The 13061-nt window shown below is 42.5% G+C and carries 14 protein-coding genes; 12 read left to right on the top strand and 2 right to left on the bottom strand.

Features of this window, described 5'->3' with window-relative positions:
- Positions 1-10: 10 nt before the first annotated feature.
- Positions 11-1231, bottom strand: a complete 1221-nt coding sequence (locus CST_RS11520; protein WP_003512473.1) for an IS256-like element ISCth5 family transposase — start codon at positions 1229-1231, stop codon at positions 11-13.
- A 615-nt stretch (positions 1232-1846) separates the two neighbouring features.
- On the opposite strand from CST_RS11520, the gene hisI reads away from it, so the two are divergent.
- From hisI to CST_RS11505, 3 genes are read left to right on the top strand one after another with little or no spacing between them, the layout of a single operon-like run.
- Positions 1847-2188: a phosphoribosyl-AMP cyclohydrolase gene (gene hisI / locus CST_RS13965; RefSeq protein ID WP_015360101.1), complete on the top strand. Its 342-nt coding sequence runs from the start codon at positions 1847-1849 to the stop codon at positions 2186-2188.
- Positions 2178-2465: a phosphoribosyl-ATP diphosphatase gene (gene hisE, locus CST_RS13960; RefSeq protein ID WP_015360100.1), complete on the top strand. Its 288-nt coding sequence runs from the start codon at positions 2178-2180 to the stop codon at positions 2463-2465. The genes hisI and hisE overlap by 11 nt, the downstream gene beginning before the upstream one ends.
- A gap of 32 nt (positions 2466-2497) precedes the next feature.
- Positions 2498-2785 carry a hypothetical protein gene (locus tag CST_RS11505; protein ID WP_015360099.1) on the top strand — a complete coding sequence of 96 codons (288 nt, stop codon included), beginning with the start codon at positions 2498-2500 and terminating at the stop codon, positions 2783-2785.
- A 54-nt stretch (positions 2786-2839) separates the two neighbouring features.
- On the opposite strand, the gene CST_RS11500 is transcribed toward CST_RS11505, so the two are convergent.
- On the bottom strand, positions 2840-4039 hold the full coding sequence (locus tag CST_RS11500) for an acetylornithine transaminase (RefSeq protein WP_015360098.1): 1200 nt from the start codon (positions 4037-4039) through the stop codon (positions 2840-2842).
- 220 nt (positions 4040-4259) lie between these two features.
- On the opposite strand from CST_RS11500, the gene CST_RS11495 reads away from it, so the two are divergent.
- From CST_RS11495 to CST_RS11455, 9 genes are all read left to right on the top strand, one after another.
- Entirely contained in the window at positions 4260-4571 is a 312-nt protein-coding gene (locus tag CST_RS11495) for a hypothetical protein (RefSeq protein ID WP_015360097.1), read from the top strand.
- Positions 4572-4583: 12 nt separating this feature from the next.
- Positions 4584-5615, top strand: a complete 1032-nt coding sequence (locus tag CST_RS11490; protein ID WP_237266400.1) for a V-type ATPase subunit — start codon at positions 4584-4586, stop codon at positions 5613-5615.
- 96 nt (positions 5616-5711) lie between these two features.
- Positions 5712-7685, top strand: a complete 1974-nt coding sequence (locus CST_RS11485) for a V-type ATP synthase subunit I (protein WP_015360095.1) — start codon at positions 5712-5714, stop codon at positions 7683-7685.
- Positions 7686-7738: 53 nt separating this feature from the next.
- On the top strand, positions 7739-8158 hold the full coding sequence (locus CST_RS11480; RefSeq protein ID WP_015360094.1) for an ATP synthase subunit C: 420 nt from the start codon (positions 7739-7741) through the stop codon (positions 8156-8158).
- Positions 8159-8191: 33 nt separating this feature from the next.
- Positions 8192-8500, top strand: a complete 309-nt coding sequence (locus CST_RS11475) for a V-type ATP synthase subunit F (RefSeq protein ID WP_015360093.1) — start codon at positions 8192-8194, stop codon at positions 8498-8500.
- Between the two features lie 10 nt (positions 8501-8510).
- Complete coding sequence (locus CST_RS11470; RefSeq protein WP_015360092.1) at positions 8511-9116, top strand: V-type ATP synthase subunit E; 606 nt, start codon at positions 8511-8513, stop codon at positions 9114-9116.
- 125 nt (positions 9117-9241) lie between these two features.
- Complete coding sequence (locus tag CST_RS11465) at positions 9242-11035, top strand: V-type ATP synthase subunit A (RefSeq protein WP_015360091.1); 1794 nt, start codon at positions 9242-9244, stop codon at positions 11033-11035.
- Positions 11032-12438, top strand: coding sequence for a V-type ATP synthase subunit B (locus CST_RS11460; RefSeq protein WP_015360090.1), 1407 nt, complete (start codon positions 11032-11034; stop codon positions 12436-12438). Before CST_RS11465 ends, CST_RS11460 begins: the two co-directional genes overlap by 4 nt.
- A complete protein-coding gene (locus CST_RS11455) occupies positions 12429-13046 on the top strand; it encodes a V-type ATP synthase subunit D (protein ID WP_015360089.1) in 618 nt (205 codons plus the stop codon). The genes CST_RS11460 and CST_RS11455 overlap by 10 nt, the downstream gene beginning before the upstream one ends.
- Positions 13047-13061: the final 15 nt, after the last annotated feature.

Here is a 13061-nt window from a genome sequence, read left to right as displayed (position 1 = left end):
TTTTTTCACCTCATTTATGTAATAAAGCTACTGGTGTCAATGTAAATTCATTTATCGATGTAATCTTTGACATTGATTCCAGACTGAAATAGCGCCGCCCTACTTTCCATTCATCATTTTGTTCCATGAGCATTGCTCCTACCAATCGGATTACCGCCTCACGATTTGGAAATATGCAAACAACATCCGTTCGACGGCGAATTTCCCGGTTAAGTCTCTCAAGAGGATTGGTGGAGTGTATCTGTGCCCAATGCTCACGGGGAAAAGCCATATATGCCAGGATTTCTTCTTCTGCTTCTTCAAGAATTTTCATTGCTTTTGGAAAACGATTTTTAAGCTCATCTACTACATGCCTTAACTGTTCCCTCGCAGATTCCTGATCATTCTGGGCAAATATTGTCCGTATTATCGATGATACCATTCCCTGATAATGCTTTGGTACCTGGCTTAATACGTTTCTCATAAAATGTACACGGCATCTTTGCCATGCACTTCCCGTTAAAATCTTCTTTATTGCAGCCTTCAGCCCTTCATGTGCATCACTGATTACAAGCCTTACACCTTTTAGACCCCTTGCTACCAGCCTTCTTAAAAACTCCTCCCAAAAAGCCCCGTCTTCACTCATCCCTACATCAAAACCTAATATTTCCCGTTCACCTTGTTGATTAACTCCTACTGCTATAACCAGTGCCATACTGCATACCCTGCCTCCTTCCCGAACCTTGGGGAAAGTGGCATCAAGCCAAAGGTAAGGATATTCTCCTTCCAGTCTACGGTTTTTAAATTCTTCTACAAATTCATCCAGTTGCTTACTGATTCTTGATACTTCGCTTTTATCAATCCCTTTCATTCCAAGAGCTTCTACAAGTTCATCCACCTTCCTGGTACTTACTCCATGAACATAGGCTTCCTGAACTACATTCAATAATGCTTTCTCTGACATTTTCCTCGGTTCTAAAAGACTTGGAAAATAACTTCCGTGACGTAACTTGGGAATGCTTAACTGTAATGTTCCTACTCGAGTATCCCATTCTCTTAGACGATATCCATTGCGATAGTTGTTTCTATTATTATTTCTTTCATACTTTTCAGCACCTATTATTGATGTAACTTCCGCATCCATTAGGGCATTAATGAGTAATGTTAATGCTTCTTTTAAAAAATCTTTATCTTTTTCAACAACATACTTGCTAAGTTGTTCTAAAAGTGCCATTCTATTATTAGTAGCCACGGTATGACCTCCTCTACTTTATTTGTTTTGTTTTGTTTCCCTAATAAAGTAGAAATCATATCGTGGTTACTTTTGTCAATTAGCCTCCACGAAATTTACACCACTACTTGAGACTATAACTTCCCGTTTTTCTATAATAGTATATTGTTTTGTAACATCTTCCAATTTTTTGCTGTATTTTTTGCCATAATAATTCCCTTCCTAATCAATTTTGTTTAGCTATGCTTTATACTTCAAATCCATGCACATAAATATTTTTCACGCACTTGTACTGCTTTATCTGCATTACATTTCATTATTTTTCATTTTTGTATGTAATTTTCTGATAGATATGGACAATATGGATTTGGCATGCCTTTTTCAAAAAAACTGTATATATTATAACAATATATTTAAAAAATAGAAATAATTCTATATAACAGCAAAGAGTACCCAGAGGCAAGTACAGCACTAAGAATGGCATTCAGTGGATACAGGATGCATTCTTTAAATAAATCCTCTTTTTTGATCCGTTTGCTTTGGACTTGCCTTGTAGAATGCTGAAATATGCTATATAATGATAAAAAAGTTTTTCAGGAAAAATTTGAGCGCTGTTAATGAGCGGGGAAGGAAAAAATGGAGCAGGTTAGCCTGAAATTCGGTGAAAATGGCCTAATTCCTGCAATTGTGCAGGACGTGGAAACAAAAGAAGTATTAATGATGGCATACATGAACGAAGAAGCCCTTGCGATGACGTTAAAGACCCGGAAAGCTACATACTGGAGCAGAAGCAGAAAGAAAATATGGGTTAAGGGTGAAACTTCGGGAAATTTTCAGTTGGTTGAAAAAATTTATTATGACTGTGATGCCGATACACTGCTCTTGCTGGTTAGACAGCAAGGAGCGGCATGTCATACGGGTGCCAAATCCTGTTTTTTCAGGGAACTGGATATGGAGGGATTAAATAATGGACGGTAAATTTGATATATTACAGGAACTTTATGATGTGGTTTTGGATAGGAAGCATAATCCTAAGGAAGGTTCATATACAAATTATCTTTTTGACAAGGGGCTGGACAAGATTCTCAAAAAGGTCGGAGAGGAAGCCTCAGAAGTCATAATAGGGGCGAAAAACCAGAATAAGGATGAAATAAGATATGAAATAGCCGATTTAATATATCACCTGACGGTGTTAATGGTACATCAGGGTTTAACGTGGGAAGACATATGCAATGAACTTAAAAGCAGGAGATAAATTGTACCGTATATAAAAAGGAGGGGTTTGGCATGCGTTGTCCCTACTGCGGCAATAATTTACCAGTGGAGGCAGAAATCCGGGACGTGCAGCAGGACAAGGTATACGGCGTCAAGCAGTGGTTCGGTACAATGCTCTTGATGCTTATTCCGGGCGTAAATTTGATTCTTCTGTTCATCTGGGCCTTCAGCGGCAAAGTGAATAAAAACAAAAAGAACTGGGCCATTGCAGCAATTTTTATTTATGCGATAGTGATACTTATACTGGTCGCCCTGTACTTCATGCTGGTTTCAATGGTCAACAGGCTGTTGGGCGGATAAAATAGCCGTAAAAAAATAAAGAGGGGGACAGGAGGGAAGGAGCGCCTGTCACCCTTAATTAATATCCTGAAGAACCTCCGCCAGAACGTTTATTAGTCCATCCATGTCTTCTTTTGTAACAATCAGAGGCGGCAGAATTCTCAGGACATTTTCACCGCTTGTGCCTAAAAGGTATCTCCGTTCAAACAGTTTCATGTTTACCTGTTTTGCAACGGGTTTCGCAAATTCTATGCCTATCATCAGGCCTTTACCGCGTACTTCGCTGATAATGGGGAATTTATTTTTTAGACTGTCCATTTTTTCAAAAAAGTAATTTCCAACTTCAGCGGCGTTGTCGCTCAACTTTTCATTTATGATTGTGGAAAGAACCGCAAGACCGGCACTGCAGGCAAGAGGATTCCCGCCGAAAGTGGAACCGTGCTCACCGGGCTCAAAAGCTGAAGCGACATGTTCTTTTGCACACAGTGCGCCTATCGGAAAACCTCCTGCAAGAGCTTTTGCAAGTGTAAATATATCGGGTTCGACACCATAATGCTGATATGCAAAAAGTTTTCCCGTCCTCCCCAAACCGCATTGAACCTCGTCGAATATTAACAGAATTCCCTTTTCGTCGCAAATTTTACGTACGGCATTCATGTATTCGGCAGTGGCGGGATGAACGCCGCCTTCACCCTGAACTGGTTCGAGCATTACCGCGCATGTGTTTTCATTTATGGCCTTTTCCAAAGCCTGCACATCGTTTATGGGCACATGGGAAAATTTCGGGGTAAGCGGAGCAAAGGGCTTCTGATATTTTTCCTGACCTGTTGCGGCAAGTGTTGCAAGAGTCCTGCCGTGAAATGAATTATACAACGTAACAATTTCATATTTGTCAGGCATGCCCTTTTTCCTGAAATACAGACGGGCAAGCTTAATGGCGCCTTCATTGGCTTCGGCACCGCTGTTGGCAAAGAAAACCCGATCCGCGCATGAATTTTCAACAATCAGTTCTGCAAGCCTGGCCTGTTGCTCTATGTAATACAAATTTGAACAGTGTATAAGTTTTTTAGCCTGATCGCATATTGCATTAACCAGTGCGGGATGTGAATGCCCTAACGCACATACGGCAATTCCTGCAAAAAAGTCACGGTATTCATTGCCGTCGTTATCATAAAGATAGATGCCTTTTCCATGGGTGAAACATACCGGAATTCTGTTTCCAAAAGTATTCATGTAATATTTTTTATCCTTTTGTATGATTTCATCAAGTTCCATGGCGCACCTCTAAAAGGAATTTGTCATAATATCATTAGTACTGAGTATAATTATACACAATATTGCATAAAAATACAAGCGCCTGTTTTAAAATTTTATCTTTTGGCAATACGCACAATCCATAAAGGTTAATAAAAGTTAAATTGGTAACAATTGACCGCCTTGCACTGCTAAAAATGAAGTGCTAAAATATCATTTTACAATGGAGAGGTGAGTTATCGTGAATGAAATTTTCAGACGGATTATCGAGATTGATAACAGAGCAAAGGAACTGTTCAGTGAAGCCGCGAAGGAAAGGGAAAGATTACGGCAGGATACCGTTCGGGAAATTGAGTCCATGAGAAATCAGATAAGACAAATGGCAGATGAAAAGATAGAGCAGCTTGTTTCCCAAAACAGAAAAGACGTGGATGAAAAAGTAAAGGATATCAATTCAGCGGTGGCTGAAAAACTGACTGCAATGGAGGAAAAATATATTCAGAATGCTGATGAATGGGTGGAAAGAATTTTTCTGAGCGTGGTAAGGGAATGATTCAAAGTGGCAATGGGCGACTATGATGCTCTTATGGCAAAAACAAGAGCAATGTATGGGAAGCTTCTGAAGCGGGAAGATTATAATGAGCTTCTGAAGCAAAAAAGTGTGGGTGATGTGGTTTATTATTTAAAACACAACACCTATTACGGGAATATTCTTACCGATGTTAATGAAGGCGAAATCCACAGAGGCCAGTTTGAAAAAATTCTGAGAAAGAGCCTGATGAATGATTACGATAAGCTGTTTTGTTTTACTCATGGAAAAATACGGGATTTTTTAAAGGTAATATATCTCCGGCACGAAATAGACAGCTTGAAGCGGCTGTTGAGGGTTCTCGAAACGAAAGGAACAACCAGCACGGCGGAAGAATCGTTGATTTTTCTGAAAAACTATGATCCGTTGCATATAGCCAAACTGGCTACGGTACAGAATATCAGGGAACTGATAAATGAACTTAAGGGTACCCCTTATTACGACGTTTTGCGCCCGTTCCTGAATGAGAAAGACGGAGATAACCTTTTCATGATTGAAATGTCACTGGATCTGTATTACGTCAATATGGTTTTTTCAAAAAAGAAAACCCTTCTATCCGGACTGGACGCAGAAACGGTCACACGCTCCCTTGGAACAGAAATTGATATATTGAACCTTCTCTGGATATACAGGGGAAGAATTATATATAACATGGACAGAAGCATTGTACTGAGTTACCTTATTCCCCACAGGTACAGATTGCCCATGGATTTAATCTATGAGCTTGTGGATGCAACGGATAAGGACGCGTTTATGCAGATAACAGCCCAATCAAGATATTCAGAATTGTTTCTGTCTGAGGACAGCCGCTTTTATGACCTTAAATTTTCGGAGTATATGTATGATTTTCACCGGAGAATGCTGAGAAATTACGGTTTTTCCATAGCAAGCGCAATTTCGTACCTTTATCTGAAGGAATATGAAATTTCAAACATAGTATCAATAATTGAGGGCATAAGATATGGAATGCCGGTGGAAACCATACGATCATTTATTGTGGGAATGTAATTTTTATTTATTAAACATAAAAGAATGGTGTAAACCGGACATTGTATTTGCCACGGACAGTGAAAACATGCTATACCTATAAGGGGTATTGCCAAATTGTTCACAATATGGTGGGGAAGTGAGTTTATGGCCACAGAACGCATGAAATTTGTCAGTATTGTCGGCCCCATTCAGGGGTTTGATGAGTTTATAGTCAAACACATCATGAATAAGGATATGCAGCCGGTTCATGCTTTGAGTTTTACCGAATCGGTGAAAGGGCTGAAACCTTTTGTCGAGGACAACAGTTATGAGTCGGCTTTTAAAGCCCTTGAAAGCATTAACAGGTTCATGAAGGTGCAGCCATATGAATGCTGTGAAAGTGAAATTATGGATATGGTAAAAGCGCCGGCGGATGTTGAAAAAACCATATCCTACGCAAAAGAGATTGAGGCACGTCTTGCTGAAATCAGGGAAAAGATTGAAAGAAACAAAGCTGAGATTGCTGAAAACCGGCAAATTCTGAGACAGTTGCTGCCGATTAAGGATCTTGAGGTTGAGCTGGAGCAGTTGTTTAATCTTGAATATATCAAGATACGTTTTGGAAAACTTCCCAAGGAAAGTTTCAAAAAACTGGATCTGATTGTTGAAAGCCTTGATGTTATCGTTATACCCTTTTCAAGCGATGAAAACGATGTGTGGATTTGTTATCTCATGCCTGCTGCGGTTGCGGAGCGTATAGATAACGTAATGTCATCCCTATTTTTCGAGCGGATCAGAATTTCGGGAAAAGTAAAAGGACATCCCCGTGACGCAATTGTTAAGATTGAACAGGATATAAAGAGGCTTGAGGAAGAAATTGGCAGGCTGGAGAGTGATTTTCAGAAATTGGTCAGTGAGAACGGGGAGGAATTCCGGAAGCTCTACAGCAGGTTTTTCTACCTGAACCAGGCTGCGAACGTTAAAAAATACGCGGCATATGTGAAGGAAACCTTTCTCCTCACCGGATGGATTACCGAAAATTCTTACCGGGAACTGACAGAAGATCTGAAAGGGCAGAAGGATATTGTAATAACCGTTGAAGAGCCTGAAGAAGTAAAAGGGATAAAACCGCCTACGATTCTGAAAAACAATAAATTTTTCAAGCCGTTTGAAGCTCTTGTGAAAATGTACGGAATACCCGCCCACAACGAGATAGATCCCACTCCCTTTGTTGCGTTAACATATATTCTCATGTTCGGCGCAATGTTTGGAGATGTCGGGCAGGGAGCCATACTTGCACTGGCGGGAATATTCATGTACAGAAAGAAAAAGTCGCCGTTGGGCTGGATCCTTGGATGCGTGGGTGTATCATCGGTGGTTTTCGGGTTCCTGTATGGCAGTGTTTTCGGATATGAGCATTTAATCAGTCCGTTATGGAAACCGCCGATGGAGAATATAAGCCAGCTTCTTGTTGTGGCGATAGGCTTTGGCATTGTCATGGTGATTACCGCTATTATGATTAACATCATAAACAGTATTAAGGCGAAAGATTACGGACGTTTGCTTTTTGACAAGAACGGAGTTGCCGGGCTTGTTTTCTATGGCGGGGTATTGGGGATTGTACTGTCGGCTTTGTTAAAAGGGAATCTTTCACTGTCTTTTCCCGTCATTGCCTTAATTGTGATTGTGCCGTTGCTTCTGATGCTGTTTAAGGAAAAGCTGGAAAGGCTGCTTTTCAGGCATGAAAGCGGCAATAGGGAAGGCGGAAGCCTGGTTGAGAGCTTTTTTGAAGTGTTTGAGGCGGTGCTTGGATTTTTAAGCAATACCGTATCCTTTGTGAGAGTTGGAGCGTTTGCCCTTAGCCATGCCGGGCTTGCGCTGGCGATATGGACGTTGTATGGTATGGTCGGCAGAATTGGCGGCATTGTGGTTTTGATTATTGGAAATATACTGATTATCGGCCTTGAAGGCTTGATAGTTGCAATACAGGGACTGAGGCTTGAATACTACGAGCTTTTCAGCAGATTTTTCTCGGGAACGGGCCGAGAATTCAAGACCATACGTGTCTGTGAAAGATTAAAACTGTATAATAAGCAAATTGCCGGTTAATCCGGTTCTGATATTTTGAGTCATATATTCTGGAAAGGTTTGGAGGAGCTTGTATGATTTATATATTGGCTGTTTCAATCTTGCTTGTTCTTGGAATGATAATACTGGGAATTGTGTGTATTAAAAGAGGGCTGAAGGGGAAGAATGCGAGAAGACTTATGGGTATAAACATTACCGCTCTCTTTGGCCTTCTGATTGTTGCAACAATCCTTTTAATGCCAATTTCCGCCAATGCTGCACCTGAAGACGCGGCGGGCGGCAACGGAGAAGGACTTCGCTATATTGCTGCCGCTCTTTCCACCGGCCTTGCATGTATAGGTGCAGGAATTGCGGTTGCTTCAACCGGATCGGCAGCTTTGGGTGCAATAAGCGAAGATTCCGGTCTTTTGGGTAAGACGCTGATATTTGTAGGTCTTGCCGAAGGTATTGCTATTTACGGACTGATTGTTACAATACTGATTTTGAACAGTTAATGCCGATTTATTCAGCAGGAAGGTAGAAACACCATGAAAATGTTTCTTATAAGCGACAATAATGATACCAAAACCGGCCTGAGACTGGCGGGAATTGAAGGTGTGGTTGCCCATAAACGGGAGGAAGTGATGAGCGCATTGACAAATGCGCTCAATGACAGGGATATCGGCATTATACTGTTGACTGAAAAATTAATGGATTTGGTTTATGAAGAGGTTATGAACATAAAACTCCGCCGGGATTATCCGCTTATTGTTGAAATTCCAGACAGGCATGGAACAATGAGGGACACGGACAAAATAACAAAATATATCCGTGAAGCCATTGGCCTTAAGATTTGAGGTAATAAGTATGGATATGGAAAAAATAAATGAAAAACTGAACGGTTTTACCGAAATGGTGCTTAAGGAAGCTTCAAGCAAATCCGATGCCGTTCTGAAAGACGCCGAGAGGGAAAAGAAAGAAAAACTGCAGGAGCAGGAAATAGAGTTTCTTAAAGAGGCTTACCGGAGAATCCATGAGGCTCTTGCCAAAATAGAAAATGAAAGCAACAGCGTATATTCCGGAAAACTTCTTGAGGCTAAGAAAACATTGTACGGCAAAAGGAATGAAATCACAGACAGGGTTTTTGAACGGGTGATGAAAAAGCTGGAAATTTACCGTAAAACGCAGGATTACTCCGATACGCTGAGGCGGTTCATGGAAAAGGCATTGGCTGAGATAGGAGAAGGAAAGGTACGCCTTATCGTCGATGACGAGGATTTCACAACGGCGTCGGAAATAGCGGCACAATTTAAACGGGAAATTGAAATAACAAAAAGCGATAAAAAGCTTTTGGGCGGATGTATTGCCATTAATGAAAGCAGCGGCCTTTTGGCCGATTATTCCTTCAAAAGCCGCCTGGAAGAACAACGGAAAGCCTTTTTGGAGTTTTCAGGGTTGAATGTCGAGTTGTGAACGCAGTATAAATCAGCTGTATAAACAGGCCGGAAGCCGGAATTTTTATTCCGGCTGCCTGATTTTTTTCATGATGAAGCGGGATTTTTTCTAATTGATAAGTTAGAGTTAACAGGTGATATTAAATGGTCACAGTACAGGGAACAATTTACGGTATCAACGGCCCGGTAATCCGGGTCATGGGAAACAATGGTTTCAAAATGCATGAGACCGTCCTTGTGGGATTTGAGAAACTTATCGGTGAAGTGATCGGCATTAATGAGAATGAAACCATTGTTCAAGTATATGAAAATACAACCGGGCTTAAAACCGGCGAACCCGTAATATCCACGGGCAGACCCCTAAGTGTTATGTTAGGGCCGGGGATAATCGGGAATATTTTTGACGGAATACAAAGACCTTTGGTGGAAGCTGAAAAAGCATCGGGGCCTTTCATTCAGAGAGGAATGTCGGTTTCACAGCTTGACCTGACAAGAAAATGGAAAGCCGAATTTCTTGTTAAAAAAGGCGATTTCGCGGAAGCGGGCACAAAAGTGGCGAAGGTTCAGGAAACCGATGCAGTGGTGCATTTTGTCATGGTTCCTCCCGACATACGGGGGGAAGTTGTTTATGTCGCACCTGACGGTGAGTATACGATTACCGATACAATTATGAAAATAAAAACCGAGGACGGTACCGAAAAAGAGCTTACAATGTTGCAGGAATGGCCGGTGCGTGTCCCAAGGCCGTATAAGAAAAGAAAGGAGCTTAATGAGCCGCTGATAACGGGGCAACGGGTCATTGACACATTGTTCCCCGTGGCAAAGGGCGGTGCTGCGGCGATTCCTGGAGGATTCGGAACGGGAAAAACGATGACCCAGCACCAGCTGGCAAAATGGTCCGATGCGGATATTATTGTTTACATCGGCTGCGGTGAAAGGGGTAACGAAATAACCGAAGTTCTGGAGGATTTCCCGAAACTTGTGGACCCGCGTACAGGAAAGCCACTGATGAACCGCACAGTGTTGATTGCGAATACGTCCAATATGCCGGTTGCGGCACGTGAGGCGTCAATTTACACCGGAATTACTCTGGCAGAATATTACCGTGACATGGGTTATGACGTTGCGGTTATGGCGGATTCCACGTCAAGATGGGCCGAGGCTTTGAGGGAGATTTCAGGAAGACTTGAGGAAATGCCTGCCGAAGAAGGATTCCCGGCATATCTGCCATCAAGATTGTCACAGTTTTATGAACGGGCCGGCAGAGTGGAGAATATGAACGGTACGGTGGGTTCAATTACGATAATAGGTGCTGTATCGCCCCAGGGGAATGATTTTTCCGAGCCGGTTACGCAGAATACGAAAAGGTTTATCAGATGCTTCTGGGCGCTGGACAAACAGCTTGCATATGCAAGGCATTATCCAGCGATTAACTGGGTTAACAGCTACAGTGAATACTATGAAGATATGAAAAAATGGTACCGGGAAAACGCCGACAGCACTTTCGACATAAAGCGTGCCGAGCTTTTGAGGCTGCTGCAGGAGGAAAACAAACTGCTTGAAATTGTAAAATTAATCGGCAGTGATATTCTCCCTGATGAGCAGAAGCTGATTTTGGAAGTATCGAAAGTTATACGCCAGGGCTTTCTGCAGCAGAACGCGTACCATGAGGTTGACACCTATGTGCCCGTCAAAAAACAGTATTACATGATGGACACAATACTGATACTTTACAACGAGTGCAAAAAGCTTGTGGAAAGGAATATTCCCGTTTCGGTCATACGGAAAACGGGCATTTTTGATGAGGTCATAAGGATGAAATATGCGATTGGCAATGATGATTCGGAAGGTTTTGAAAAGCTGGTCGGGAAAATATATGAGGTGCTGAATAAAATCAGCGATGATTATGGGACCCAGGAAAGGAAGAGCCTGTTATGAGTGTGGAATATGTGGGACTTAAGGAAATTAACGGACCCCTTGTGGTTCTGCAGGGGGTTAAGGGTGCTTCCTATGAAGAAGTGGTGGAAATAAAGGTTGGCAATAACAGAAGGCTTGGAAGAATTATTGAGATGTATGGCAACATATGCGTGGTCCAGGTTTTTGAAGGTACCGACGGTCTGTCGCTTACAAACACGGTTACAAAGCTTACCGGCGAACCATTGAAAATACCTCTTTCAAAGGAAATCCTGGGACGGACCCTGAACGGTATCGGTCAGCCGATAGACGGGTTCGGGGAGATATATCCCGAACAGAAAAGGGATGTAAACGGCGCTCCCATCAACCCCGTGTCAAGAAAATACCCGCGAAATTTCATCCAGACCGGGATTTCGGCGATTGACGGACTGGCTACGCTTATACGCGGTCAGAAACTGCCTATTTTTTCCGCAGAGGGAATACCTCATAACCAGCTGGCAGTGCAGATAGTGAAACAGGCCAAAATCACGGACGGAAACAGCGATAATTTTGCAATAGTATTTGTGGCAATGGGTGTTAAGCATGATGTGGCCGAATATTTCAGGCGAAGCTTTGAAAAAAGCGGCGTTATGAACCGGGTGGTTATGTTTCTGAACTTGGCAAACGATCCGGTCGTGGAGAGAATAATTGCTCCGAGGGCAGGGCTGACAGCTGCGGAGTATCTGGCATTTGAGCACAATATGCATGTCCTTGTTATACTTACCGACATGACGTCTTATGCCGAAGCACTTCGTGAAATATCGTCGTCAAAGGGTGAAATTCCGTCCCGAAAGGGTTATCCCGGTTATTTGTACAGTGACCTTGCCTCCATTTATGAACGGGCAGGGATGCTTAAGGACAGGGAAGGTTCCATTACGCAGATACCAATACTTACGATGCCCAATGATGACATAACACATCCCATTCCTGACCTTACCGGATACATTACGGAAGGCCAGATCGTTCTGGACAGAGGCCTGAGCCAGAAAGGCATTTACCCACCTATATCGGTTTTGCCGTCGCTTTCCAGACTGATGAAGGACGGAATAGGTAAGGGATTTACCCGTGAAGACCATCCCGAACTTGCCAACCAGTTGTTTTCGGCATATGCAAAGGTACAGGAGGTAAGGGCGCTGGCTTCGGTAATCGGTGAGGATGAATTGTCGGATATTGACAAAAAGTACATGGAGTTTGGACGCGCCTTTGAGAACGAGTTTATTTCCCAGGATTTCGAGGATGACAGGGATATTACTGAAACACTGGATTTGGGCTGGGTTCTTTTAGGACTGCTGCCCAAAGAGGAACTCGACAGGGTATCCGATGAAATTCTGAAAAAATATTATGTCCCCGCTAAAAGTGACAAGGGGGTTGTAAGACCGTGGACATGACCTTTTTCCCCACAAAAGGAAACCTGATCAGGGCAAAGTCCGTTCTGGCCCTTTCAAAGCAGGGGTATGAGCTCCTTGACAGAAAACAAAACATACTGGTCAGGGAAATGATGGGACTTATAGAACGGGCGGGGACGATCCAGAAAAAGATCCAGGATACTTACCGGGAGGCTTATGAAGCCCTCCGAATAGCCAATATTACTCTGGGGATATCCGAGGTTGAGCAACTGGGGTATTCCGTTCCGGAGGAACAAACGGTAAAAATCAAGCTCAGAAGCGTAATGGGCGTGGAAATACCCACAGTGGACATTGCGCCGTATGAATTAAAGCCAGCCTATGGTTTTTTAAAGACAAATACCGCGCTTGATATAGCAAGAAGGCGTTTTGAAGAAGTGAAGCATTTAACCGTCGAGTATGCAGAGGTGGAAAACGCTATCTACAGGCTTGCGGTTAATATAAAGCGCACAAAAAAAAGAGCCAACGCACTGAAAAATATACTCATTCCAAGGTACGAAAAAATTTCAAAAGACATACAGGACGCTTTGGAAGAGAAAGACAGGGAGGAATTCACCAGACTAAAAGTGATAAAACGAATTACCCGGAACTGAACATTTAAGGCAGGG

Source organism: Thermoclostridium stercorarium subsp. stercorarium DSM 8532 (genome assembly GCF_000331995.1).
In the GTDB taxonomy this organism is placed as follows: domain Bacteria; phylum Bacillota; class Clostridia; order DSM-8532; family DSM-8532; genus Thermoclostridium; species Thermoclostridium stercorarium.
This window is presented reverse-complemented; position numbering and strand designations above follow the sequence as displayed.

What these genes read in the sequence shown, in the direction of transcription:
- CST_RS11480 (WP_015360094.1), top strand. Translation starts at nt 7,739, where the DNA reads ATGATTTATATATTGGCTGTTTCAATCTTGCTTGTTCTTGGAATGATA.
- CST_RS11475 (WP_015360093.1), top strand. Translation starts at nt 8,192, where the DNA reads ATGAAAATGTTTCTTATAAGCGACAATAATGATACCAAAACCGGCCTG.
- CST_RS11470 (WP_015360092.1), top strand. Translation starts at nt 8,511, where the DNA reads ATGGATATGGAAAAAATAAATGAAAAACTGAACGGTTTTACCGAAATG.
- CST_RS11460 (WP_015360090.1), top strand. Translation starts at nt 11,032, where the DNA reads ATGAGTGTGGAATATGTGGGACTTAAGGAAATTAACGGACCCCTTGTG.
- hisI (WP_015360101.1), top strand. Translation starts at nt 1,847, where the DNA reads ATGGAGCAGGTTAGCCTGAAATTCGGTGAAAATGGCCTAATTCCTGCA.
- CST_RS11500 (WP_015360098.1), bottom strand. Translation starts at nt 4,039, where the DNA reads ATGGAACTTGATGAAATCATACAAAAGGATAAAAAATATTACATGAAT.
- hisE (WP_015360100.1), top strand. Translation starts at nt 2,178, where the DNA reads ATGGACGGTAAATTTGATATATTACAGGAACTTTATGATGTGGTTTTG.
- CST_RS11505 (WP_015360099.1), top strand. Translation starts at nt 2,498, where the DNA reads ATGCGTTGTCCCTACTGCGGCAATAATTTACCAGTGGAGGCAGAAATC.
- CST_RS11465 (WP_015360091.1), top strand. Translation starts at nt 9,242, where the DNA reads ATGGTCACAGTACAGGGAACAATTTACGGTATCAACGGCCCGGTAATC.
- CST_RS11490 (WP_237266400.1), top strand. Translation starts at nt 4,584, where the DNA reads ATGGGCGACTATGATGCTCTTATGGCAAAAACAAGAGCAATGTATGGG.